We start from the raw sequence: 25596 nt of genomic DNA on the forward strand, positions 1-25596 counted from the left end.
ATGATACGCCGAATTATCTCTGGATCTCCACACTTTTTCCACACTTCACCGATGGTCATTACACACAGCGCGAAAATAATAGCAGCATCAAAAACTCCCAAGGTTTGGACAGCATGCAAAAGCAGCTCTTACTTCCATTATTTTTATCCATCGGACTTGTACTGCAAGGTTGTGATTCCGAGCAGGCAAAACCCGCTGAAACACCGCCTGCCAAAGTCAGCATTTTAAATATCCAACCGCAATCGGTGAGCTTTAGCGAGAACCTGCCAGCACGTGTCCAGGCGTTCCGGACGGCAGAAATCCGTCCTCAGGTGGGCGGCATTATTGAAAAAGTCTTGTTCCGACAAGGCAGTGAAGTCAAAGCAGGACAAGCACTCTATAAAATTAATGCCGAAACCTTTCAGGCCGATGTAAACAGCAACAAAGCCTCGCTGAACAAGGCCGAAGCTGAGGTCGCACGTTTAAAAGTGCAGCTGGAACGTTATGAACAACTATTGCCAAGCAACGCAATCAGTAAGCAGGAGGTCAGTAATGCCCAAGCTGAATATCGTCAGGCTTTGGCTGATGTCGCCCAGATGAAAGCGCTCCTCACCCGTCAGAATCTGAACCTGCAATATGCCACAGTGCGTGCCCCGATTTCGGGACGTATTGGTCAATCTTTTGTGACCGAAGGTGCATTGGTCAGCCAAGGTGATGCCAATACCATGGCAACCGTACAGCAGATTGATAAAGTCTATGTTGATGTTAAACAGTCGATTGGTGAATACGAACGTTTACAGGCCGCGCTACAAAGTGGCGAGTTGTCTGCCAATAATGAAAAAACTGTACGTATCTCCAATAGTCACGGACAAGCGTATAACGTCACGGCAAAAATGCTATTTGAAGACATTAATGTGGATCCTGAAACCGGGGATGTCACCATCCGGATCGAAGTTCAGAATCCTGAACGGAAACTCCTTCCAGGCATGTATGTCCGTGTCAATATTGACCGTGCTTCTATCCCGCAAGCATTATTAATCCCGGCACAAGCGGTACAACGCAATATCAATGGTGAACCGCAAGTCTATGTACTCAATAACAAAGGTGCAGCAGAGATACGCCCAATTGAACTGGGACAGCCCTATGACCAGTTTTATATCGCCAATAAAGGTTTAAAAGCCGGTGATAAAGTGATTGTAGAAGGTATTGACCGTATCCAGCCGAATCAAAAACTTGAGATTAGCAACTGGAAAGCCCCAGCAGCACAGGGAGCTCAATGATGATGTCACAATTCTTCATTCGCCGCCCTGTATTTGCATGGGTGATTGCGATTTTCATTATATTGTTTGGACTACTGAGTATTCCGAAACTCCCGATTGCCCGCTTTCCAAGCGTGGCGCCGCCTCAGGTCAATATTAGTGCCACTTATCCGGGCGCGACACCCAAGACCATCAATGACAGTGTTGTCACCCTGATTGAGCGGGAATTATCCGGCGTAAAGAACCTGCTGTATTACAGCTCAACCACAGATACCTCGGGTACCGCAGAGATTTCGGCGACCTTTAAACCCGGTACAGATGTTGAAATGGCACAGGTGGATGTTCAGAACAAGATCAAGGCCGTTGAAGCGCGTCTTCCCCAAGTGGTTCGCCAACAGGGTTTACAGGTCGAAGCCTCTTCATCAGGCTTCCTGATGCTGGTCGGCATCAACACACCCAAAGGACAATATTCAGAAGTTGACCTGAGTGATTATCTGGTCCGTAACGTGGTGGAAGAACTGAAACGCGTTGAAGGCGTGGGTAAGGTTCAATCCTTCGGTGCTGAAAAAGCCATGCGTATTTGGGTTGATCCAAACAAACTGGTGTCTTATGGCCTATCCATCAGTGATGTCAACAATGCGATTCGCGAGAACAATGTCGAGATTGCCCCTGGCCGACTCGGTGATCTCCCCGCGCTAAAAGGCCAATTGATTACCGTGCCCTTGTCTGCTGAAGGCCAGCTCGGTGATGTTGAACAATTTAAGAATATCAGTCTTAAAAGTAAAACCAGCGGCAGTGTCATTAGACTGTCGGATGTTGCCAAGGTTGAGATGGGGTCGCAGGCCTATAACTTTGCAATTTTAGAAAATGGTCAACCCGCAACAGCGGCTGCAATCCAGCTCAGTCCGGGTGCCAATGCAGTGAAAACAGCCGAAGGGGTCAGAGCCAAGATTGAAGAGTTAAAACTCAACCTGCCTGAAGGCATGCAGTTCAGTATTCCTTATGACACGGCGCCTTTTGTTAAAATTTCAATCGAAAAAGTGATTCATACCTTACTGGAAGCCATGGTACTGGTTTTCATCGTGATGTATCTGTTCTTGCACAATGTGCGTTATACCCTGATTCCGGCAATTGTTGCCCCGATTGCCCTGCTGGGTACCTTTGCGGTCATGCTCATGGCAGGCTTCTCAATCAATGTCCTCACCATGTTTGGTATGGTGTTGGCCATTGGTATTATCGTCGATGATGCAATTGTGGTAGTGGAAAACGTCGAACGGATCATGGCAACTGAAGGGCTTCCACCCAAAGAAGCAACCTCCAAGGCCATGAAGGAAATCACCAGTCCGATTATCGGGATTACCCTGGTCTTGACTGCAGTATTCTTGCCCATGGCCTTTGCCAGTGGTTCGGTCGGCATTATCTATCAACAATTTACCCTGACCATGTCCGTGTCGATTCTGTTCTCGGCATTATTGGCATTGATCCTGACCCCTGCGCTCTGTGCCACCATCCTGAAACCGATTGATGGGCATCATCAAAAGAAAGGTTTTTTTGCCTGGTTTGACCGTAGCTTCGATAAAGTCACCAAGAAGTATGAATTGATCCTGCTGAAAGTGATCAAGCATAGTCTTCCAATGATGGCGATATTTGTGGTGATTACCGGTCTCACCTTTGCAGGCATGAAATACTGGCCCACTGCCTTTATGCCAGAAGAAGATCAGGGCTGGTTTCTGACCACCTTCCAGTTACCTTCCGATGCCACAGCTGAAAGAACCCGAGCTGTGGTCAACGAATTTGAAAACAGTTTGAAAGACAACCCGAACGTGGAAAGCAATACCACCATTATGGGTTGGGGCTTTAGTGGTGCAGGCCAAAACGTGGGAATGGCGTTTACCACACTCAAAGATTTTAAAGAGCGGACGTCAAGTGCCAGCGAAATGACCAATGCGGTCAATGAAACCATGGCACATAGTAAAGAAGGTGCAACCATGGCGGTGCTTCCACCGGCCATTGATGAGCTGGGGACTTTTGCCGGTTTCAGCTTACGCTTACAAGACCGTGGCAATTTGGGCATGCCAGCACTCCTGGCTGCACAAGACCAGCTCATGGAAATGGCGGCCAAAAATAAAAAGTTCTATATGGTCTGGAATGAGGGCTTACCACAGGGCGACAATATTTCTTTAAAAATTGACCGTGCAAAATTGAATGTTCTTGGAGTGAAGTTCTCCGATGTTTCCGACATCATTTCAACGTCAATGGGATCAATGTACATCAATGACTTCCCTAATCAGGGACGTATGCAACAAGTGATTGTACAGGTTGAAGCCAAATCACGGATGCAATTAAAAGATATTTTAAACCTGAAAGTGATGGGCTCAAACGGACAGTTGGTGTCTCTCTCCGAAGTGGTCACACCACAATGGAATAAAGCACCACAGCAATATAACCGCTATAACGGTCGTCCATCGTTGAGTATTGCCGGTATTCCGAACTTTGATACGTCATCGGGCGATGCCATGCGTGAAATGGAAAACCTGATTGCCAAATTACCGAAAGGCATTGGCTATGAATGGACCGGTATATCCTTACAGGAAAAGCAATCTGAATCTCAGATGGCCTTCTTGCTGGCCCTCTCCATGCTGGTGGTGTTTCTGGTACTTGCGGCACTTTATGAAAGTTGGGCGATTCCGCTTTCAGTGATGCTGGTGGTGCCTTTGGGGATCTTTGGTGCCGTGATTGCGATCATGTCCCGCGGACTGATGAACGATGTGTTCTTTAAAATTGGCCTGATTACCATTATTGGTTTATCTGCCAAGAACGCGATTCTGATTGTTGAATTTGCCAAGATGCTGAAAGAAGAAGGCATGAGTTTAATTGAGGCCACAGTTGCCGCAGCCAAACTGCGTTTACGTCCGATTTTGATGACATCACTGGCCTTTACCTGTGGAGTGATTCCCTTGGTGATCGCTTCAGGGGCAAGTTCAGAAACCCAACATGCCTTAGGTACAGGTGTATTTGGCGGCATGATTTCAGCGACGATTCTGGCGATCTTCTTTGTACCCGTGTTCTTCATTTTCATTCTGGGTGCAGTTGAAAAGCTATTTTCTCCGAAACCAAAAGATCCATCTTAAATGATAACGAGCAGAGGGAATCAACGGGTTTCCTCTGACTCCTCCTCTGTATTTATTCTTATCTTATTTGGAGAAGACCATGTCTAAATCGACTGTCCTATCTCGTGGCTTACTAGTGTCTACACTTTCGATTGCCTTGACCGCATGTATTAATCTGCAGGCCCCCCAACCGATGATCAAATCGGATATTCCACAAAACTTTTCCCAAGCTCCAGCTGGCACTTCGATTGCCAATCATGGTTATCAACAATTTTTTTCTGATGTACGTTTATTACAAGTGATTGAAATCAGTTTAAATCATAATCGTGATTTACGTACTGCGACACTCAATATTCAACGCGCACAACAACAATATCAGATCAGCAAGAATGACCAGTTACCGACCATCGGAGCAACTGCTAGTGCGCTACGACAGGTCAACCCTGCTGTGAATCCGAATAATCCTTATTCCACCTTTCAAGTCGGTCTAGGGATGACGGCTTATGAGCTGGATTTTTGGGGCCGAGTCAAAAGCTTAAAAGATGTGGCCTTAAATAATTACTTTGCTACCCAAAGTGCCAGAGATGCGACTCAGATTAGTCTGGTGAGTCAAGTCAGCCAGGCATGGTTGAATTATGCCTTTGCCCAGGCCAATTTAAATCTTGCAGAGCAGACCTTAAAAGCCCAGCTTGATTCCTTTAACCTCAACAAAAAACGTTTTGATGTTGGCATTGATAGTGAAGTTCCTTTACGTCAGGCACAGATATCGGTTGAAACAGCTCGTAATGATGTCGCGACGTATAAGACGCAGGTTGCACAGGCACAAAACCTACTGGATCTGTTGGCTGGTCAAACGCTTCCTCAAAATCTCCTGCCGAATCAAGCCGTAAAAGCGATTAGTGCTGAACGCAGCTTTGCAACAGGCTTAAGCAGTGATTTACTGAATAACCGTCCAGACCTAAAAGCTGCTGAATATCAACTCCGTGCTGCTGGAGCAAATATTAGCGCAGCAAAAGCACGTATGTTCCCCACCATTAGCCTGACAGGTTCAGCAGGCTATGCATCGACAGATCTCAAAGATTTATTTAAATCAGGAGGTTTCTCCTGGTCAGTTGGACCAAGTATTGATCTTCCAATTTTTGATTGGGGAACGCGTAAAGCCAATATTAAAATTTCTGAAACTGAGCAAAAAATTGCTGTTTCCGACTATGAAAAAGCCATTCAATCCGCTTTTCGTGAAGTGAATGATGCCCTTGCTGCCCGTGCCCATATTGATGAGCGTTTGAGTGCACAACGCCGTTTGGTTTTAGCAACCGATACCACCTATAAATTATCCACGGCTCGCTTTAGAGCAGGCATTGACAGTTATCTGACCGTGCTGGATGCGCAACGTTCTGCTTACGCGGCCCAACAAGGCTTGCTCATACTTGAACAAACCAAGTTGAATAACCAGATCGAACTCTATAAAGCCTTAGGCGGCGGATTGTCTTAACCAGCAGCATAGATTTCCACTTTTTTGCACTCGATCTTTAGTTAAGGTATCTCGCTTTTTTCTGACTGAAATGAACAGCCTGATGTTAACTAGAGATCGATTCTCGTAAATTGCGATATTGCTTCGGGGTCTGATTTGTCCAACGCTTAAATGCGCGGGTAAAGTGAGTAACATCGGAGTAATCCAATTTTTCTGAAATAGAGGAAATACTATATTCATGATGATTCAGTAATTTTTTAGCATACCGCTCTCGGACTTGATCCATAAGCATCTGAAAAGTGGTTCCCTCTTTTGCCAATTGACGCTGTAATGTTCGTTCAGTCAGATGCAGCTTATCTGCAACCTCTTTCATTTTGAAAAAACCTTCCACCTCATCAAAAAGCAATTCACGCACCAAAGCCGTGAGTGGATGTTTCTCACCACGTTTAGCCACTAACTTGTTCAAATCATGTTTACATTGTTCTCGCGCCAAACGTGCAGCTAAAGGATCCGCCATAATCAGCGGCAGTGCCAAGTAACTTTCAGGGAAAATCAGTCGGTTATGGTCGTGATGAAAACTGATCTCACAAGGCAATAACTCTTGAACTTGCGATAAAAATGCAGGTTCAACATAATTCAGTTCAGCTTTAATCTTTAATTTAGTTCCAGTGATGGCATTCGACATCTGCGCAAAGCCCACCATCAGAAAGGTCATGCCGACAATCCCCATCTTAAAATTTGTCATCGGCTGGTCTAAATAAAGTGAAGCCAGTCCATTTTCAACTTCAAGACGCGGTTTTAATGCAGGACAACGCAGACCAATAAACTGCTCCATGACATTCAGTGCTTCACCAAGATTTTGTGAAACCATGGCGGCCAGACCAACTGAGCCATGGCATGACACGGTCATTTGTAATCCGAGATAAACGCCCAACGCAGGTTCATGGGTGAGTTCAACCGCTCGATTCAATAAATTATTGAAAATATCAAAATCTAAATACCAAAACGGTTCTGAAAGTTGCTCGACGCCAACGCCACTTCCTTCCAGTAATTGCTCTGCAGAAATATTTAATTTTTGTACTACGTCGGCCATCAGACTGACGTAGGTTCCAGGTAAAGATGGATTCACAAGCGTTATCTCATCAATGTTTTATACAGAATGTCGTAAAATGGTCAAAACTGTCATTTCAAGAACTATGACACATATCGGTGATTCGGCATAGTACCAACAACAAAATTGTCGCATTTTTATCCAGCTCGATTCTGGATACTAATTGAAGGAAGTTGGTGAAATATGAAAGCTCTGGTTACCGGTGGTGCTGGTTTTATTGGTTCGCATATTGTACGAACACTGCTCAATGAAAATTATGAAGTTCGCGTATTACATCTGCCTCAGGAAAAACTAAGCAATCTTGAGGGGCTGGATGTTGAACTGATTGCAGGCGATATTACCGACCCAATCAAAATGGATAAAGCTGTTGAAGGCTGTGATTTAGTCTTTCATACCGCTGCGATCTACGCCTTATGGCTGCCAAAACCAGAGTTGATGCGCAAGGTCAATGTGGAAGGCACGCGTATTGTGCTCAATGCCGCGAAAAAAGCCGGGATTAAACGGGTGGTTTATACCAGTACAGGTGCATGTTTTGCAGGCCAACCCAAAGGCATTCAGGCCACAGAACAAAGCCCTTTTGCTTTAGGTGCAACAGGTGATGCTTATGTATTGACCAAATTTGAAGCACACCAAATCGCCTTACAGTTTGCAGCAGGCGGTCTAGATGTGGTGATCGTTTGTCCAACAGGCCCAATTGGTCCCCAAGATATCGCGCCAACGCCAACAGGAAAATTACTGTTAACAATTGCCCAGATGCCAGCGCTCGCTGTGCCAGCTGCGATCAACAATATGATTGATGTCAGAGATGTTGCCAAAGGCCATGTGCTGGCTGCAGAAAAAGGCATAGCAGGTGAAACCTATATTCTGGGAAATAGAGATCTGGATGGTGTTGCCATGGCGGAAACTGTTCATCATTTATTGGGCATTTGGCGACCGGTGATAACCATTCCCAACCTGATTGAAGGTGTTTCCTCCCAACTAGCAGGACATGCCGCGTTATGGGTGACCCAGCATATTACCCACAAAGCACCTCTGGTCACACCATCAGCAGCAAAAATCGGGCAATTAGGCACCTCTTTTAATTGCGCCAAAGCGGTACAGCAATTGGGTTTACCACAAACTCCTGTCGAGATTGCTGTCCGAGATTCACTGCAATGGTTTGCTGCCAATGGTTATATCCAGTCCCGCAGCTTAATTAAAAAAATTGAAGCGATTTCAATCTGAGCCAAACAGACAGGAGTCGAAAGATGAATAAGTTTATTGATCATCAGATTATTGCCCGTAAAGTACATTTTGATTTTTCCCAAACCCCTCGCCATTGGGTTCCCAATGATGTATTGGCCACTCATGTACTCAACAGCATGCATGTGTTATTGCCTGCTGTTGAGCACTGGTTCTGTCGTCTTGCCAATAAAACCTTGCCCTATGTCAACGACAAAAATCTGAAAGCCGATATACGCGGATTTATTGCTCAGGAAGCTGCCCATGCCAATGCACACAAGGGCGCTGAAATCTATTTCCAGACCCATGGTATCGACCCGACACCTTTTAAACATTTTTTAGAGTGGATGTTTAAAGATGGTTTTATGGGCGATACCCCCTTTGGAATTTATGGACCTTTTAAACGCTATTCGAAACAGTGGCTTGCCTTTCGTATGGGCATCATTGCCGGTTTGGAACATTATTTTTGCTTCTTCGGCACTTGGGTGCTAGATGCTGAAGGTCTGGAACATGCCGACCCTGCGATGCTGGATATTGTACGTTGGCATGGTGCCGAAGAAGTTGAACATCGTACTGTTGGTTATGATGCTTATCGTGCACTGGCTGGTGATCATCTCAAAGGCTATTTAGGTCGTCAGCTCAGTATGAGCTTCGCCTTTATTGCAATGGTCGGGTTCTGGTTAGGTGCATCTGTGTATCTGTGTAAGTTGGACAATACCCCTGAAGCAAATCGAATTTCCCGCAAGAATCCATTGGCGTTGATTTGGGAGTTTCAGCAAACCGCAAAGCAGAAAAAAAGCCTCCCCGATCTAGTGATGATTCTGACCGCACTGAAAGGCTGGAGCAAATTTAACTATCATCCAGAACATGATGGTGATGTGAAAAAGGCGCTGGCTTATATCGCGAATTCCCCTGCTGCCCAGCAAGTTGCCGAAACCTATACTCAAGCGCTTGTAGCCAAAATGAATCGCTGAGGCCGTTATGAAAAGTGATCAACTTATTCTGCAACGTGACGGATTAAGCTTGCAGGCCAATCTGTATGGTCATCCTGCTCATCCTCTAGTGGTGTTGCTACATGGCTTTCCAGATACACCGCATTGCTGGGACAAGCTTTACCCGATTCTGGTCGATGCAGGCTATCAGGTTCTCGTCCCTTGGTTACGGGGTTATACACTCGATTCGGTAAGCCGCAGTGCTCACTATGGCTTGGCCTCTGCAACTGCTGACTTAAAAGCTTGGTTAGAAATGCTCGGTGTTCAAAAATTTCATCTGGTGGGACATGACTGGGGAGCAGCCATCGCCATGTGCTATACCAGTCAATATACGGCCTCGCTGTATAGTGTGAGCTTGCTGGCCGTTCCTCCGATTCCTGCCATGAAGAATATTTTGATCAATTTAAAATATTTTCCAAAGCAACTCTATTTATCTTCATATATGTTGCTGATGCAATCGCATTTTGCCAAAACCTTGCTATCGCAAAATCAAGCTGAATTTGTTGCAAAAATCTGGAAAAAATGGTCATCCACATGGCAATTTACACAAGCAGATTTTGCAGCCACGCGTGAGGCTTTTAGCCAGCCGCAAATCGCATGGGCAGCCACGCGCTACTACCGTAACTTATTTTCAGTTCATCACCCTGTCAACTTAAAAGCCAATCGAGATTTACTCCTTCCAATCCAGCTTCCCACATTGGCTTTGGCTGGACTGGATGATGGCTGCATGAGTATTCCATTACATCGAGCTTTGGCTCAATCCAGACATTTTCCTCAAGGCTTACGCAGTATTCATTTACCCAATTGTGGGCATTTCTTACAAGCAGAACAGCCAGGACGTGTTGCTGAGTTACTGCTTGAGCATTTTCAACAGACCACCGTCTAAGTACTAATTTGAACCTTTTTGTTTAGGTGTATGTCTATTTCATACCAGGATTTTCCAATGAATAAAGCAGTTAAACCATCCAAACCCACCCAACTGGTTGATGTATTGATTATTGGTGCAGGACCCTCTGGACTGAGTACCTGTATAAAGTTAAAGGAGCAAGGCATTCACAATGTCGTGATTCTGGATATGGCCAACCGTATTGGGGGTACATGGGCACTGAATGATTACCCAGGCCTGTTTTGTGATGTTCCAAGTGAAATGTATTCGCTGGGCTTTGCACCCAATCCTAATTGGTCACGCACATATGCCCCTCAGGCTGAAATTCGCCAATATTTAGAAGATGTGGCACATCAGTTTAATATTGTTTCCCAGATTCAGTTGGGCACTGAAGTGACCGAAGCCCGATGGGACAAAGGATTGAATCGCTGGATAATCAGCACAGCGGATGGTAAAAGCTACAGTGCGAAATTTTTTGTTCCGGCAACGGGCTTCATTGGTGAAGCCAAAATGCCCAGCTTTCCAGGACAAGAGCAATTCAAAGGGACCATGTTTCATTCCGGCAAATGGAACCACGAATACGATTTAACCGGTAAACGTGTTGCCGTGATCGGTAGCGGTGCATCAGCAATTCAATTCTTACCCGCAATTCAGCCAAAAGTTGGGCATTTATACAGTTTTCAACGTACCCCATCTTGGGTACTACCTAAACCTGATTTTGCTGTACCAAATATTGTGAAAACGGTTTTCAAAAAAGCACCATTGCTAGAAAAAATCATTCGTGAAGGTGCTTTGTGGAGTTTAGAGCCCTCACTTCCTGTATTTATGAACATCAAGATCATGGAAAAGCTGCATGCTCTGGGTAAACTCAATATCAATCTCAGCATCAAAGATCCTGAAATGCGTCAGGCACTTACACCTACACATACCCTGGGATGCAAACGCCCGATGTTTTCCAATAACTGGTATGCTGCGTTGGTGAAACCCAATGTATCTGTGCTGTTCCAAGGCCTGTCACATATCACTGAACATGGGGTTGTCGGTGAAGATGGTAAAGAAATTCAGGTAGATGCGATTATTTTTGGTACAGGTTATGCGGTCGCTGAGCCTGCGATTTATAAAATAATTAAAGGGGTTGAAGGTCGCAGCCTGAGTGATACATGGCAACGTCAACCACGCGCTTACATGGGAATGGCCATTCACGGCTTTCCGAATATGTTTATGATGCTCGGTCCTAATTCACAAAATACAGTCGGCTCAGTGATGTGGACGGCAGAACAACAATCCATTTATATTTCCAAAGCCATTAAACTCATGCAACAACGGCGTATCGATTACATTGAAGTGAAAGAAGCCGTGCAAAAACAATTTAATGCCCGCATCGATAAACGTCTGGCGAAAATGCCCGTCAGAGCTGATATCTGTAAGAGCTATTATTTAGATGACGCCGGTCGTAATCATATCATCTGGCCAGAATTTGGTTTTGTGATTAAACACAAACTGCACCATGTGAATCTGAAGGACTACCGTATCGAAAGTAAAGTGATTAAAGTAGTCGCCTAAGTCTGTTATCAGGGCTGACGTATGCAAGCGTCAGCCTTTATAGTAGATGAGTTTAAATGAGAAAATAATTACTTCACTATGTTTACACTTTCAATTACCCCAAGATTCTACGAAACCGATGCTTTCGGGCATATTAACAATACCGTGATCACCGGCTGGTTTGAAACCGCACGTGAACCCGTTTTCCGTCTGTTTAACCCGGATATGGAAATTAAAAATCTGCCTTTGATTCTGGCGCGTGTTGAAGTCGATTTTGTTGCCCAGATCTATTACGGTGCTGACATCGAAATCAAAACATGGATCGAGCATATCGGCAATTCTTCATTCGTAGTCGCCCATGAAGCTTGGCAAAATGATCATTGCGTTGCCCGTGGCAAGGCTGTTCAGGTGTATTTTGATTTCAGCACACAAAAATCAGGGCGTATTCCCGATCAATTCCGTGAACAGTTACAACAATATCTGATCAGCCAATAAAAATTTCCCGCTGAAATAAGCTGATTTATTTCAGCGGATTCAACTTATTCGCCTAAATCTTCGAGAAAATCAAAGGTCGGCACAAAAAATAAGCTGCCTGAAACAGGTGTACTGAAATCTAGTAAGCGGTCGACATGTCCGGTTTCTTTACCCAAGAACATATTCTCAAGCATGGTTTTGGTGATATTAAAAGAACGGGAATAGCCAATAAAGAAGGTGCCATATTCCCCTTCAGTTGGATTGGAAAATGGCATATTGGCTCTTAAGATTTTAAGTTCATTGCCGTCAGCATCATGTGCCTTACTCGCCACATTATGTGCACTTTGCGGTTTGACATCATCACCCAGCTCGACATCATCATATTTCTTGCGTCCAATAACTTTTTCCTGTTCTTCAGTGCTTAGACCTTTCCACATCTCCATGTTATGCAGGTATTTTTGGATAAATACATAACTGCCACCAATGAACTCGGCATCTTCTTGCCCGACATAGGCAATCTCTCTGGCAATTTCATGTTCAGGATTTTCAGTCCCATCGACAAAACCAAGAATGGCACGACCATCAAAATATCTAAACCCTTTGGTTTCACTAATTGGATAGGTATCTTGTTTTAATTGCTCATGCAAAATTGAGGCAAGTTCATAGCAAATCGCCATCTGGTTGGCACGGATATGAAAGAATAAATCGCCTGTTGTCGCTACCGCGGTATGTCTTGGCCCTTTGATCTCTTGAAAGGGTGCCAGCTCTTTCGGTTTATTTAAATTAGGGAATAGCAAATCCCAGGCATTTGAGCCAATTCCCACCGAAGCACTGAAATTACTATTCGGAAAACGATTGGTCAGACTGCGCACCAATGCGGAAAAATTCGCAAGGAAATCAATTACACCGGAATGATCTGGATTGGTATTGATGCCAAGTACGATAAATAAAGCATTTTCACCTGAAAGATTATTAATTACAGGCTGAGGTCTTAAAGGTATATTCATAATATCGGGGAATAAAAAAACTTAATGCTCATATCCTACACATTTTTTTAGATTTATTCTGTATATAACACAAAGCTCTCACCACGACAAAAACTGGCCAAAGTCAGATTTAATTGCTTGGCCATTTCTATCGCCATACTGGTCGGCGCAGAAATAGTGGCTAGTAGTCCAATATCGTATTGTGCACATTTACGAATCAGCTCATAACTGGCGCGACTGGTCATCACCACAAAGCCCTCGGCAACATTCAGCTTTTGCTCAGCCAAATGACCGATTAATTTATCCAGAGCATTGTGTCGCCCGACATCTTCAAAGAGTGCCACGATTTGCCCTTGGACCACCCATGCCGCAGCATGCGCACCACCAGTGAGTTCAGTAATTTTTTGTCGGGCTTTCAGTTGAGCAATGGCATTTGGAATTTGCTTGAGCCACAAAGGCGAAACCTTGCTGCTAACTAAAGGTAGATCGGCATAAAATTGCTTTAAGCTCTCAATCCCGCATAAACCACAGCCCGTACGTCCCACCATCATTCGGCGATGTTGCTTGAGTGCCATAAATGCACGCGATGAAATCGTCATATCGACCTCAACCCCTAATGCATTGTGACGAATTTCAAGCGAATACAACTCGTTTAGACTGTGCAATATTCCTTCCGAGAGACTAAACCCCTTGGCAAATACCTCAAGGTCTGACGGCGTTGCCATCATCACGGCATGCGAGATGCCATTATAAATCAGTGCAACAGGATACTCCTGAACAATATAATCCATTTCATTTTCAGAATGATCCTGATGAAAACGATGCACTGGCACCGTTTCATAGCCGCGTGTTTTGGTATCCAAATTGACCTCTTTACTTAGATGCGCGACTAGACACCACCGACACGCTCATTGGCATGTTCAGGATCAACTGCAACCGCCAAGTTAAAATGCTCAGGCGCCTGACCTGCATGCAGGATCACCGGGATACTTTTTGATGCTGGAATTTTGGCATATTTATCATGACTGCCCAAAGCCACCAGTGGATTGGTCTCTGGATAATAGGCGGCCAGACTGCCTTGTGGAATGTTATAAGGCACGATACGAAAACTATGCACGATTCGTTTAACCCCATCCGAGAAGACACTTTCGATATCAACCCATTGATCAGCTACAAAGCCTGCTGCATCAATATCCGCCTGATTCATAAACAGCACACGGCGTTGCCCGAATACGCCCCGATAACGGTCATCCAGACCATATAAGGTAGTATTGTACTGGTCATGCGAACGTGTGGTCATCAAGGTATACACCTGTTGCTCACTATAGGCGGCGGCATACTGATTTTCTTTATCTTCATACACTTCGGACAATGGTGTAATCAAGAACTGTGCTTTGCCACTTGGCGTGTTCCAGACATGCTGATTGGCTGGATGCTCTAAATGGAAACCACTCGGTTGATAAACCCGCTGGTTAAAATCATGGAATTCGTCAAACACCTCGGCAATCGAATCACGAATACGATCATAACTTTCAATATACCAGCGCCATTTCACCTTACTGTCGGGTAACGCGGCTTCCGCCATACGCGCCACAATATCGGGTTCAGACAAAATATTTTCAGAGATCGGCGGATTACGCCCTGCCGAAAGATGCACGTTCGACATTGAATCTTCTACCGAAATCGCTTGAGGGCCATGCACCTGCATATCCACTTCAGTACGCCCCAGACATGGCAACATCAGGGCGTCCTGACCACACACCAGATGGCTACGGTTCAGCTTGGTAGTAATGTTGACGGTTAAATTACAACGGCGTAAAGCTTGTTGGGTATAAGGTGTATCTGGTGTTGCAACCGCAAAGTTACCGCCTAGACCAATAAAGACTTTGACATCACTTTCATACATCGCCTTGATGGTATCGACCACGCCAAAACCATGTTTACGCGGTGACTTGATACCAAATACACGATCAATACTGTCGAGTAGCTTATCACTTGGGTTTTCATTGATGCCCATGGTGCGGTCGCCCTGCACATTACTATGCCCACGCACTGGACATAGCCCCGAACCCGGTCGTCCGATATGTCCGCGTGCCAGCATCAGATTTGCCAGCATATGAATATTGGCAGTGCCGTGACGATGCTGGGTAATCCCCATGCCCCAACAGAAAATAGCCGTTTTTGCATCCAGATACATCTGGGCAATGGATTGTAAATGTTCAGGTGAAAGTCCGGTGTGTTTGTGAATTTCTGGCCATTCAGTCCGCTCAATTTCCGCCAGCATCTTATCAAAACCGATGGTATTCATTTCGATAAAACTGCGGTCGAAAACGCTAGGCTGTCCTTGGGCAAGGGCTTGTTTATCCCATTCCAGTAAATGCTTCATCACCCCAAACATCAGCGCGTAATCACCGCCAATTTTGGGCTGGAAGTAATAGCGGCTGATCGGGGTACTGCCATTGGTCATCATTTCCAAAGGAGCTTGCGGATCTTGAAAGCGCTCCAAACCACGTTCTTTAATCGGATTAATTGCAACGATGTTACCCCCGCGTCTTGACACCTCTCTCAGGGTGGCCAGCATCCGCGGATGATTGGTGCCGGGGTTATGCCCAAAACTAAAGATGGCATCCGCCTGATCAAAGTCATCCAGAATAACCGTCCCTTTACCTAAGCCAATGGCATCTTTCAAACCCACACTGGTAGTTTCATGGCACATATTGGAACAGTCTGGAAAGTTATTGGTACCAAAGCTTCTGACGAACAGCTGATATAAAAATGCCGCTTCATTACTGGCTCGTCCCGAGGTATAGAATGCCGCCTGATCAGGATGGTCTAAGGCTTGTAAATGTTTGGCAATCAGTTGAAAGGCCTCATCCCAAGAAATCGGTACATATTTATCCGTAACAGGATCGTAGCGCATCGGGTCGGTTAAACGCCCTAAGTCTTCCAGATAAAAATCACTCTGCTCGGCTAACCAGCTGACTGTATGCTGAGCAAAAAACTCTGGTGTCACCGTTTTACTGGTGGCTTCAAAAGCAACGGCTTTGGCACCGTTCTCGCAAAAGTTAAAGGCATGGGCATCTTTTTTCTCTGGCCATGCACAACCGGGACAGTCAAAACCGGTCGGCTGATTGATATTAAGTAAAGTAATCGAACCTTTTTTAAGGATATCCTGACGTTTGAGATTGCGGGCCACACTCAATAATGCGCCCCATCCGCCAGCGGGCTGGGTATATGGCTCAATTCTCGCGTAGCCATTATTTTCTTGTTTATGAATTGTTTGTTCTGAATGATCCATTACATCGCCCTCAGCTGAGCTATTTTCATTTCTTACTGCTCTAGAAGTAACATGAATCTGCTGATTTTTCTATTCCAGATTTGTCTTATTCTCTGATCGTGAGACTGGCCAGCGCTATCCTGCTAGACAACGAATTAAACAGAAGGGTATTGGCACCGCTGGCTTGCCTCTAAGGTGGATCAAGATTGAGTTCAGGTATTGGAATGAGTAAATTATTTATTGGCTGAACTGAGCTGCTGTGCTTCAGTGGTATTATGCTTTTGCTGCGACGGCATATAATCGGGTTGATTACTGACTGCCAGAAAGAAAAACACCAGAAATAAACAGCCGAGCAAAATACTGATACCCACTGCTAAATAGGGAAATTTGGATTGCTGTTGCGACATAAGGCCTGCTCCTGTTCAAAGATTAAGAAATGTTTAACCTTGTTTATATCGTGGACAAAACTTTAAAACTGGCACCATTTTGAATCCGGGTCTGCATATATTCAGCATAGACCGACAACTTCTCGAAAATGTGTTCGGAATAAAACATATCTTCAATCAGATGCGCAGCCTGCTGTTCGGTAAACTGGCCAATATTTGCCACCAATCTGGCATTCAGACTGGAAAATAAGGTACAAATTCCTTTATGGAATTCATCTTTATTTTTAAACAACAGTTGGCGCATATTGATCATGTCATGATTTACTTGAGGTATATCCTGACCGCTATCAATCACCGTAATTCTGACCTGTAGATAATCTTGCAATATTTTGAGCTGATGCATATCGATCGGCAGATGAGTCACCAGAAAAATATGGGAAATATCTGTTCTGCACAGGGCTTTCACCAGACTCCGAAAAAGAAAATCCTGCTCATTTTTCGGATCATTCACCAGCTCAATATAGAGTCTCAGACTATCAAGCACCTCTTCGATCTTGAAATGGATGCTTTTCTCTGCCTGATAATATTGATTTAAAACGGTCAATACAGCAGCTGTGATAGGCGTGGTATAAATCACCGGCTGATTTAAATTAGCAATAATAAATGGCGCAAACACATAAGCCAGATGTCCTTCATTTTCTGCAATGGGGGCCTGGGCAATGTAGGTGACTTTTTCTTTAGAAAAATCTCTAAGCACCTTGCCTCTTAACAACGTTGCTTCAAGATTGACATATTCAAGTTGTAACTGTTCTTGTACTGATTGCGATGGTGCCTTGCCCTGAAAAAGCCGGGGCAATGCATTAAGCTCAGGGGTTATAAACATAATTAAACGCCATTCAGTCCGAAGTAAGGTCAGATAAACGACTTACAATGCTTGATCATTATTTAACACACTGTATCGTTGTGTATGCTATTTTGAATGAGCATCTTGATACTGAATAGCTACAGAATTTTGCTAAAAAAATATAACAGATTACTTAGCTCAAGCTTATCTGTTATAAAAAAACAAGAAGAAATTGTACCTACTCATATACAGCAGAACACGGGATGATGGATAAAACTTAAAAGGCTTTTAAATCCAACCAGAACAGTCACAAGGTTCTATGTATTTTCAGTCGTTTAAGTCCGTTCTTTCACATTTTCCTAGCGACTGCTTTACTCGTCTGTTATAGGAGAGGATATATGGATCTCGGTTTTACTGCCTTAGAATTAGCCCGAATACAGTTCGCCTTTACTGTTTCATTTCACATCATCTTTCCTGCCACCTCGATTGGTCTGGCCTGTTTTCTGGCCATGCTGGAGTGGAAATGGCTTCGTACCCAAAACCCGATTTATAAGGATCTGTTCAAGTTCTGGATCAAGATCTTTGCGGTTGCCTTCGGTATGGGCGTGGTCTCCGGTGTGGTGATGAGCTATCAGTTTGGAACCAACTGGAGTGAATTTTCCCGAATCGCAGGGAGTGTAACTGGCCCCTTACTGACCTATGAAGTACTGAGTGCTTTCTTCCTCGAAGCGGGCTTCCTCGGCATCATGCTGTTCGGTTGGGGACGGGTCAGTCCCAAGGCACACTTTTTTGCCACCTTGATGGTTGCCATCGGTACCTGTATTTCCATGTTCTGGATCCTGTCTTCCAATAGCTGGATGCAAACCCCGCAAGGATTTAGCATTGAAAACGGGATCGTGATTCCTACCGACTGGTGGGCGATTGTTTTCAATCCATCCTTCCCTTATCGTCTGGCGCATATGGCGGCGGCGGCATTTTTAGTCTCGTCACTTCTCGTGGTGGGTACTGCTGCATGGCATTTAATTCAAGGCCGTCGCGATGAACTGGTCAAAAAATCATTTTCGATGGGTCTATGGATGGTTCTGGTCACTTCATGTCTGCAAGTGGTGATTGGTGACAATCATGGTTTAAATACCTTAAAGCACCAGCCCGCCAAACTGGCAGCCATTGAAGGACACTGGGAAACCAATCATAACGAATCCATGCCACTCTTGCTTTTTGCCATTCCAGATATGGATAAAGAGGAAAATCTGTATGAAGTCGGAATTCCGCATCTCGGCAGCCTGATCCTGACCCACTCGCTGGATGGAAAAGTAACAGGTTTAAAAGACTTTGCAGCTGAAGACCGTCCCAATGCCACCATTGTGTTCTGGAGTTTCCGCGTCATGGTCGGTCTGGGCATGCTGATGGTACTGCTTTCACTGGTTGCTTTATGGCTGCGTAAAACCGGCAAACTGTATGGCACTTCATGGTTTCACAAATTTGCTTTCGTCATGGGACCGGCAGGTTATATCGCCCTGCTTGCAGGCTGGGTCACCACAGAAGTCGGACGCCAGCCCTGGGTCATTTATGGCGTGATGCGGACCAAAGATGGTCTGTCGCAGACCGTTACCGCCGATCAGGTCGGCATCAGTCTGATTATTTTTGTCGGGGTCTATACCATCGTTTTTGGTAGCGGTATTTACTATATGCTGAAACTGCTGAAAAAAGGTCCTGAATTTATTGATGCCATTGAACATGAACCCGCAGGTCCGGGACATTTCAAAACACCGATGCGTCCACTGAGTGCTGTCGATGAAAGCATTGACGGGCAAGATCAAAGTAAGGAGAAACACCATGATTGATTTATCTCTGATCTGGGTCGGTATTATTGGTCTGGGCGTACTGATCTATGTGGTGCTGGACGGTTTTGATCTCGGCATTGGCATCCTGTTCCCCTTTATTAAAAACCGTGAAGAGCGCGATGTGATGATGAATACTGTCGCGCCAGTCTGGGATGGAAATGAAACCTGGATGGTGCTTGGGGGCGCAGGCTTATTTGCTGCTTTTCCACTGGTCTATTCCACTGTGCTTTCTGCCCTGTATATGCCAATTACCTTGATGGTGATTGCATTGATTTTCCGTGGCGTCGCTTTTGAATTCCGCTTTAAGGCCAATCGTACCAAGCATTTATGGGATCTGGCCTTTATCTGGGGCTCGGTCTTGTCCAGCTTCTTTCAGGGCGTGATTCTCGGGGCGTATATTCAGGGAATCCAGACGACCAACGGGATTTTCTCAGGGTCGGGTCTGGACTGGCTAACCCCTTTCGCACTGTTTACCGGACTGGGTGTGGTGGCCATGTATGCAGCACTGGGTTGTGGCTGGCTGATTATGAAAACAGATCACGAATTACAGGACCAGATGTATCGGTTAATGCCGAAGCTGATCATCCTGTTATTTGTGGTGTTTGCCGGGGTCAGTCTTTATACCCCGCTGACTCACCCTGAAATTGCAGCACGTTGGTTTGCCTTGCCAAATCTGCTGTATTTTAGTCCTGTACCGGTTTTGGTGTTGCTCTTTACTGCCTTAATTTTAAAAGCCTGTCAAAAGCGTCAGGATCTGAAGCCATTTATCTACACCCTGGCACTGGTGTTTTTGGCCTTCACCGGTTTTGTCATTAGTTTATGGCCGCATATTATTCCGCCATCGGTTACGATCTGGGAGGCAGCAGCCCCTGCTTCGAGTCAGAAATTTGCGCTGGTCGGTGCGGTAATTCTTATTCCGATTATCATTGCCTATACCATCCTTTCCTACTGGGTATTCAGAGATAAGGTCCGTGTCGGTGATGCAGGTTATCACTAAGGAGGAAGGTTGCATGAAAATAAAATCTCAGCATTTAAGTTCAACGCAATGGTTTATAATCTTGTGGTTACTTGGATTTTTTGCACTCGCCATAATTGCTGGTCTATTTAGACTACTATTGATGTTTGCTTATTAGAACTAGGAATGGAGCAGCCTTTTTAACAAGGCTGCTCTGTTTATTCGGATCAGCCCTATTTTATGTATAAATCAGAACAGTTAGCGCATAACCTGAAACTTCTCATTGAAAACGGGACATGGAAGCCACATACCAAACTGCCATCTTTACGTGAACAGGTCCAGCGCTCAGGCTTTAGTCTCATTACTGTCATGAATGCGTATCAGGAACTGGAAGCACAAGGCCTGATTTATTCCAAAGAAAAATCGGGATATTTTGTCGCTGAGCACAATCATATCCAGATTCCGCAAGCCTATTCAGTGGTGTCTTTAAATCCGAAGATTGAAATCAACTCGCTGGTATTTAAATATCTTAAATCGATTCAATCCAAACACGTCAGTCCATTAGGCTCTGCTTTTCCAGACAGTCAGTTGCTCTATCCCCCCAAACTGATTCAGATCATGGGGCAACTTTCCCGTAATCGACAGAGTTATGATCAAACCACTAATCTGCCACCGGGCAACTTAGCGCTCAGAAAGCTGATCGCGCAACGCTATTGCATGCAAGGCATCCCCACGGATGCAGATGACATTGTCATTACATCTGGCGGCTTAGAAGCCCTGAATCTTTCGCTGCAAGCGATTACGCAACCAGGCGATTATATTTTGTTGCAGCAAACTATTTTTTATGGGGCTTGGCAGGCTGCAGAGCGTTTAGGACTCAAGGTGATTACCATTCCTGAGCATCCGCAACATGGCTTTGATATAGAAGCTTTTGAACAGGTCATTAAAAATTATCCGATCAAAGTGTGCTGGTTTATGCTCAATGCACATAACCCGATCGGATTTACGGTCAGCGAGGAAATTAAATATAAAATTGCCAAACTATTGCATGAGCATCAAATCCATTTAATCGAAGATGATGTCTATGAAGAACTGTTTTATGGCAATCAAAAACCTTTGCCGATGAAGTATTTTGACCAGCAAAATCTGGTGCTGCACTGCTCTTCTTTTTCCAAAACCCTAGGTTCAGGTTTCCGTATGGGCTGGGTCTATGCAGGCAAATTTTCCGAGCATATTCAGCATCTACAGTTGATGAGCACCATTTCAGCCAATGCGCTGATCCAGAATACACTGGTTGAGTTTCTCTCTCATCATCATTATGAAAAGCATCTCAGAACGCTCAGACGTGCTTTGGAAAAGAATAAAAAGCAGTTCTTTCAATATCTCAAACAGCATTTACCCAAAGGCTGTAAGGTCTACAATTATCCGAGTGGCTATTTTCTCTGGATTCAATTGCCCGATAAAGTCAACAGTATGAAAATCTATGAACAATTGATCCAGCAACAGGTCGGCGTTGCCCCCAGCCCTTTATTTAATGTATTGCCCTCGCATCAACATTTTATCCGTATGAACTGTTCTTTTGAATGGACGGAACAGATTGAACATGCTGTCATGCAATTTATCAATACCATTCAAAAAGAAGTACTCATCTAATTAAATTTCGGGAAAGCATTTTTGAATAATAAATAATGAAAATCTTTTCCAGTTCCATAGAAATAAAAAAACGACCTTAAAACATGCGTCTTAAGGTCGTTTCAAAAGCACAGCTCAATTAGCCTGGGAAAATACCACGCTCTTTACGTGCTTTTAAAATACGCTCACAACCCAAGATAAAGGCCGCTGTACGTAAGGTACATTCTTTTTCGCTTGATTTATGCCATACATCGTTAATGGCTTGAATCATTAACTTGTCGAGTCTTTCGTTAATTTCTTCTTCAGACCAGAAGTAGCTCGACATATCCTGAACCCATTCGAAGTAAGATACGGTTACACCACCCGCATTACAGATTACGTCAGGAACAACCGTGATACCACGTTCAACCAGGATGTCATCTGCTTCTGGATAAGTCGGGCCGTTCGCGCCTTCAAGAACCAGTTTTGCCGATAAGTTTTTCGCACGTTCAACCGTGATCTGGCTTTCTAAAGCAGCAGGGATCAAAATATCCATGTCTACTGTCCAGAACTCTTCATCGCTGATCGCTTGAGCACCTTCAAAACCACCCACACCTTGATGAGTTTCCATGTAGGTTTTTAATGCAGCGAGATCAATCCCTTCAGGATTATAAATCGTACCAGTATGATCTTGAATGGTCACGATTTTAGATTTTGAATCACCGAATAGATATGCAGCTTCACTACCCACGTTACCAAAACCTTGAACCGCGATTTTAGCGCCTTCTAAAGGTAATTTGATTTTTTCAGCAACTTGCTGACCTGTGATAAATACACCACGGCCTGTTGCCTTGATACGACCTAGCGAACCGCCTAGGTGAACCGGTTTACCCGTTACCACACCTGTTACGGTATGACCTTGACCAGATGAATAAGTATCCATGATCCAGCCCATCACGTTTGGATTCGTCCCTACGTCAGGTGCAGGAATATCTTTTTGTGGGCCAATAATATGGCTGATTTCACTGGTGTAACGGCGTGTTAAGCGTTCTAATTCACGTGGAGAAAGCTGACGCGGATCAACACGGATACCACCTTTTGCACCGCCGAATGGTAAATTCACCACCGCAGTCTTAATTGTCATCCATGCTGAAAGAGCCATTACTTCATTTAAATCTACATCTGGGTGATAGCGAATACCGCCTTTACCCGGACCACGTGACAAATTGTGTTGTACACGATAACCTTCAAAATGACGGATAGTGCCATCGTCCATAACAATTGGCACGTCAACGATCAAAGCACGTTTTGGGCGCTTTAATGTATCCACATAACCTTCTAGACCTTCTAGATATGGAGCAACACGCTCGATCTGTTCAAGATAGGTTGCCCATGGACCGTCATTTTGAGAGACATAAGATAAATTAGACATGTTTTAACCTTTTGATGAATTCACATGATCCATCAATCAAATATGTAGTTAAAAATTATATAAGCGGCTAATTTGGCAGTTCTACTGTCCAAATCAAACCGTGGATTACATTCCGCCACATCAAAAACTTTAATCTTTCCGGTTTCCTTAATGGCCTCTAGTAATGGGTCAAAGACTGATAAATCAATTCCTTTTACCGCAGGTGCACTTACACCTGGAGCAATGCTAGCACTAAATACATCAAGATCAACTGTAATATACAAATAGTCAACTTTTCCGATAAAAGCATTGATTTTTTCGAGTAAAATTTCAACGTTTTTCGGTTGTAATTCAAAGTCGTAGATATAACTGCAATTTAGTCGGTCTGCCGTTTCAAAAAGGACTCGAGTATTTGAGTGTTTTGCCACCCCGATACACAGATAATGAAATTCTTGCTGATGCTGTTCAGACAGTCTTGCTGCATTTAGAAAAGGCGTACCTGAGGTGACATGTTCCGCTTCACGCAAGTCAAAATGGGCATCAAAATTGATAATACCGATTTTCTTATCTGGCTCATGATTTTGCAGGTATTGAAACAGACCTGAAAAGCTACCAAAAGCCACTTCATGACCACCGCCTAAAACAATCGGTTTCATGCCCTGTTTTAGACTACGTTCTACCTGATCGGCCAGTTCAGCCTGTGCCTGTTCCAGTTTGCCATTGTCACATAGCACTGTGCCCAGATCTGCAATTGTCACCGCTTGATGGACCGGCAAGTTTGCCAATTGTGCCCGAATCATATCCGGGGCATCGGCTGCACCTAAACGGCCTTTATTGCGTTTCACCCCTTCATCGGAACTAAAACCGATCAAAGCGAATGACGCATGCTGCTGCGTATTGACCACCTGATAGAGACGTAAATGTGCTTCACCGTCACCATCGTGTCGTCCTTGCCATTTAAATGAGTGATTCATTATCAATACCACGCTTTAAAAATGAGCCTAGGCTTAGATCGAAATTTCATTGCCATGCTGAATGATACGTTTTGGCAAATCGCCACCTAACCAGTAAACGATTTCTGAAGGATGCTCGATGTCCCAGGCAACAAAATCTGCCACTTTGCCCTGCTCCAGACTGCCATGCGTGTCTTGCAAGCCCAATGCATGTGCTGCATGAAGGGTTACCGCAGCTAAAGTCTGTTCAGGGGTTAAACGGAATAAGGTGCTGCCCATATTCATCATTAAACGCAAAGATAAAGCTGGCGATGTACCCGGATTTAAATCACTGGACAAGGCAATCCGCACACCATGTTGCTGCAAACTCTGCAACGGCGGATACTGGGTTTCTCTCAAGAAATAAAATGCGCCTGGCAATAACACTGCAACCGTCCCCGCAGCAGCCATGGCTTTCACATCCTCTTCTGTCATGAATTCCAGATGATCTGCCGACAAAGCCAGATAACGCGCAGCCAGACTTGAGCCACCGAGCGAAGAAAGCTGTTCTGCATGCAGCTTGATGGGTAAATTTAAAGACTGTGCGGTTTTAAAGACGCGCTCAACCTGAGCAGGAGAAAATGCCAGATATTCACAAAAGGCATCGACTGCATCAACCAGACCTTCCTGATGGAGTTTTGGCAGCATGTCATTACAGATATGCTCAATATACGCATCGCTTTGATCCTGATATTCAGGCGGTAAAGCATGCGCTGCCAGGCAAGTACTGCGAACCGTCATTGGCAGTGTTTCTGCAATCTGACGAATCACACGCAGCATTTTCCGTTCGTTGGCGTAGTCCAGACCGTAACCTGATTTAATCTCAATGGTGGTGACCCCATCTTTGAGCAGGCAACGAACGCGCTTCAGTGCTGATGCCAGCAACTGTTGTTCACTTGCTTCACGCGTGGCGCGAACCGTACTGGCAATTCCGCCACCACTCGCCGCGATTTCGGCATAACTCACACCTTGTAAGCGTTTTTCAAACTCAACACTACGGTTGCCGCCAAATACACTATGGGTATGACAATCAATTAAGCCAGGAGTCACCCACGCGCCATTCAAATCAATGGTTTCGGAATAAGCATCGGCAGGAACATCGTCAAAGGTTCCAATCCAGTGGATGTGCTGCCCCGACGTGACCATTGCAGCATGTTCGATACTGGAATATTGCCCATTTTGCATGGTGGCAATATGACAGTTTTTCCAAAGCTTTTTCATTCACATTTCCTCTCACTGCTCAGG

At 44.8% G+C, this 25596-nt stretch carries 20 protein-coding genes; 11 read left to right on the forward strand and 9 right to left on the reverse strand.

All coding sequences use genetic code 11. The features are described from left to right. Window positions 1-113: 113 nt before the first annotated feature. The 3 genes from JO943_RS13010 to adeC all read left to right on the forward strand — a co-directional run bounded on the left by JO943_RS13010 (window position 114) and on the right by adeC (window position 5840). Complete coding sequence (locus JO943_RS13010) at window positions 114-1259, forward strand: efflux RND transporter periplasmic adaptor subunit (protein WP_202740992.1); 1146 nt, start codon at window positions 114-116, stop codon at window positions 1257-1259. Continuing rightward, window positions 1259-4369, forward strand: coding sequence for an efflux RND transporter permease subunit (locus tag JO943_RS13015; RefSeq protein WP_202741116.1), 3111 nt, complete (start codon window positions 1259-1261; stop codon window positions 4367-4369). The genes JO943_RS13010 and JO943_RS13015 overlap by 1 nt, the downstream gene beginning before the upstream one ends. 79 nt (window positions 4370-4448) lie before the next feature. Next, on the forward strand, window positions 4449-5840 hold the full coding sequence (gene adeC, locus JO943_RS13020; RefSeq protein WP_202740993.1) for an AdeC/AdeK/OprM family multidrug efflux complex outer membrane factor: 1392 nt from the start codon (window positions 4449-4451) through the stop codon (window positions 5838-5840). Between the two features lie 85 nt (window positions 5841-5925). Here adeC and JO943_RS13025 read toward each other — a convergent pair whose 3' ends face one another. Next, window positions 5926-6948 (reverse strand): AraC family transcriptional regulator, encoded by a 1023-nt coding sequence (locus JO943_RS13025; RefSeq protein ID WP_202740994.1) that lies wholly within the window; start codon window positions 6946-6948, stop codon window positions 5926-5928. A gap of 165 nt (window positions 6949-7113) precedes the next feature. Here JO943_RS13025 and JO943_RS13030 point away from each other — a divergent pair, with 165 nt between their 5' ends. From JO943_RS13030 to JO943_RS13050, 5 genes are all read left to right on the forward strand, one after another. Next, on the forward strand, window positions 7114-8154 hold the full coding sequence (locus tag JO943_RS13030; protein ID WP_202740995.1) for an NAD-dependent epimerase/dehydratase family protein: 1041 nt from the start codon (window positions 7114-7116) through the stop codon (window positions 8152-8154). Window positions 8155-8177: 23 nt separating this feature from the next. Further along, window positions 8178-9125: a metal-dependent hydrolase gene (locus JO943_RS13035; RefSeq protein WP_202740996.1), complete on the forward strand. Its 948-nt coding sequence runs from the start codon at window positions 8178-8180 to the stop codon at window positions 9123-9125. Between the two features lie 7 nt (window positions 9126-9132). Beyond that, window positions 9133-10029, forward strand: a complete 897-nt coding sequence (locus JO943_RS13040) for an alpha/beta fold hydrolase (RefSeq protein ID WP_202740997.1) — start codon at window positions 9133-9135, stop codon at window positions 10027-10029. A gap of 57 nt (window positions 10030-10086) precedes the next feature. Beyond that, complete coding sequence (locus tag JO943_RS13045) at window positions 10087-11592, forward strand: flavin-containing monooxygenase (protein WP_202740998.1); 1506 nt, start codon at window positions 10087-10089, stop codon at window positions 11590-11592. A 78-nt stretch (window positions 11593-11670) separates the two neighbouring features. Continuing rightward, complete coding sequence (locus tag JO943_RS13050) at window positions 11671-12066, forward strand: acyl-CoA thioesterase (RefSeq protein ID WP_005231056.1); 396 nt, start codon at window positions 11671-11673, stop codon at window positions 12064-12066. A 44-nt stretch (window positions 12067-12110) separates the two neighbouring features. On the opposite strand, the gene JO943_RS13055 is transcribed toward JO943_RS13050, so the two are convergent. From JO943_RS13055 to JO943_RS13075, 5 genes are all read right to left on the reverse strand, one after another. Beyond that, on the reverse strand, window positions 12111-13052 hold the full coding sequence (locus JO943_RS13055; protein ID WP_005231057.1) for a Dyp-type peroxidase: 942 nt from the start codon (window positions 13050-13052) through the stop codon (window positions 12111-12113). 53 nt (window positions 13053-13105) lie between these two features. Next, window positions 13106-13894, reverse strand: a complete 789-nt coding sequence (gene fdhD, locus JO943_RS13060; RefSeq protein ID WP_005231058.1) for a formate dehydrogenase accessory sulfurtransferase FdhD — start codon at window positions 13892-13894, stop codon at window positions 13106-13108. A gap of 26 nt (window positions 13895-13920) precedes the next feature. Then, a complete protein-coding gene (locus JO943_RS13065; protein WP_005231059.1) occupies window positions 13921-16329 on the reverse strand; it encodes an FdhF/YdeP family oxidoreductase in 2409 nt (802 codons plus the stop codon). A 212-nt stretch (window positions 16330-16541) separates the two neighbouring features. Continuing rightward, window positions 16542-16715, reverse strand: coding sequence for a cbb3-type cytochrome oxidase assembly protein (locus tag JO943_RS13070; protein ID WP_005231060.1), 174 nt, complete (start codon window positions 16713-16715; stop codon window positions 16542-16544). A 43-nt stretch (window positions 16716-16758) separates the two neighbouring features. Further along, entirely contained in the window at window positions 16759-17577 is an 819-nt protein-coding gene (locus JO943_RS13075; RefSeq protein ID WP_202740999.1) for a hypothetical protein, read from the reverse strand. A 359-nt stretch (window positions 17578-17936) separates the two neighbouring features. Here JO943_RS13075 and JO943_RS13080 point away from each other — a divergent pair, with 359 nt between their 5' ends. The 3 genes from JO943_RS13080 (at window position 17937) to JO943_RS13090 (ending at window position 21990) form a co-directional block, all read left to right on the forward strand. Then, window positions 17937-19382: a cytochrome ubiquinol oxidase subunit I gene (locus JO943_RS13080; RefSeq protein WP_202741000.1), complete on the forward strand. Its 1446-nt coding sequence runs from the start codon at window positions 17937-17939 to the stop codon at window positions 19380-19382. Beyond that, entirely contained in the window at window positions 19375-20379 is a 1005-nt protein-coding gene (gene cydB / locus JO943_RS13085) for a cytochrome d ubiquinol oxidase subunit II (protein WP_005286769.1), read from the forward strand. Before JO943_RS13080 ends, cydB begins: the two co-directional genes overlap by 8 nt. Window positions 20380-20577: 198 nt before the next feature. Further along, the gene (locus JO943_RS13090; protein ID WP_202741001.1) at window positions 20578-21990 is read left to right on the forward strand and encodes a PLP-dependent aminotransferase family protein; all 1413 of its coding nucleotides are present in this window, start codon (window positions 20578-20580) and stop codon (window positions 21988-21990) included. 118 nt (window positions 21991-22108) lie between these two features. Here JO943_RS13090 and JO943_RS13095 read toward each other — a convergent pair whose 3' ends face one another. The 3 genes from JO943_RS13095 to hutI are packed head-to-tail and all read right to left on the reverse strand — an operon-like array spanning window position 22109 to window position 25572. Next, window positions 22109-23380 carry a Glu/Leu/Phe/Val family dehydrogenase gene (locus JO943_RS13095; RefSeq protein WP_005231067.1) on the reverse strand — a complete coding sequence of 424 codons (1272 nt, stop codon included), beginning with the start codon at window positions 23378-23380 and terminating at the stop codon, window positions 22109-22111. A gap of 32 nt (window positions 23381-23412) precedes the next feature. Then, window positions 23413-24333, reverse strand: coding sequence for a formimidoylglutamase (gene hutG, locus JO943_RS13100; protein WP_199948899.1), 921 nt, complete (start codon window positions 24331-24333; stop codon window positions 23413-23415). A gap of 33 nt (window positions 24334-24366) precedes the next feature. Continuing rightward, window positions 24367-25572 carry an imidazolonepropionase gene (hutI, locus tag JO943_RS13105; protein WP_202741002.1) on the reverse strand — a complete coding sequence of 402 codons (1206 nt, stop codon included), beginning with the start codon at window positions 25570-25572 and terminating at the stop codon, window positions 24367-24369. Window positions 25573-25596: the final 24 nt, after the last annotated feature.

The sequence above is a fragment of the Acinetobacter sp. 'aerobic (ED)' genome (genome assembly GCF_904886855.1).
Classification (GTDB): domain Bacteria; phylum Pseudomonadota; class Gammaproteobacteria; order Pseudomonadales; family Moraxellaceae; genus Acinetobacter; species Acinetobacter courvalinii.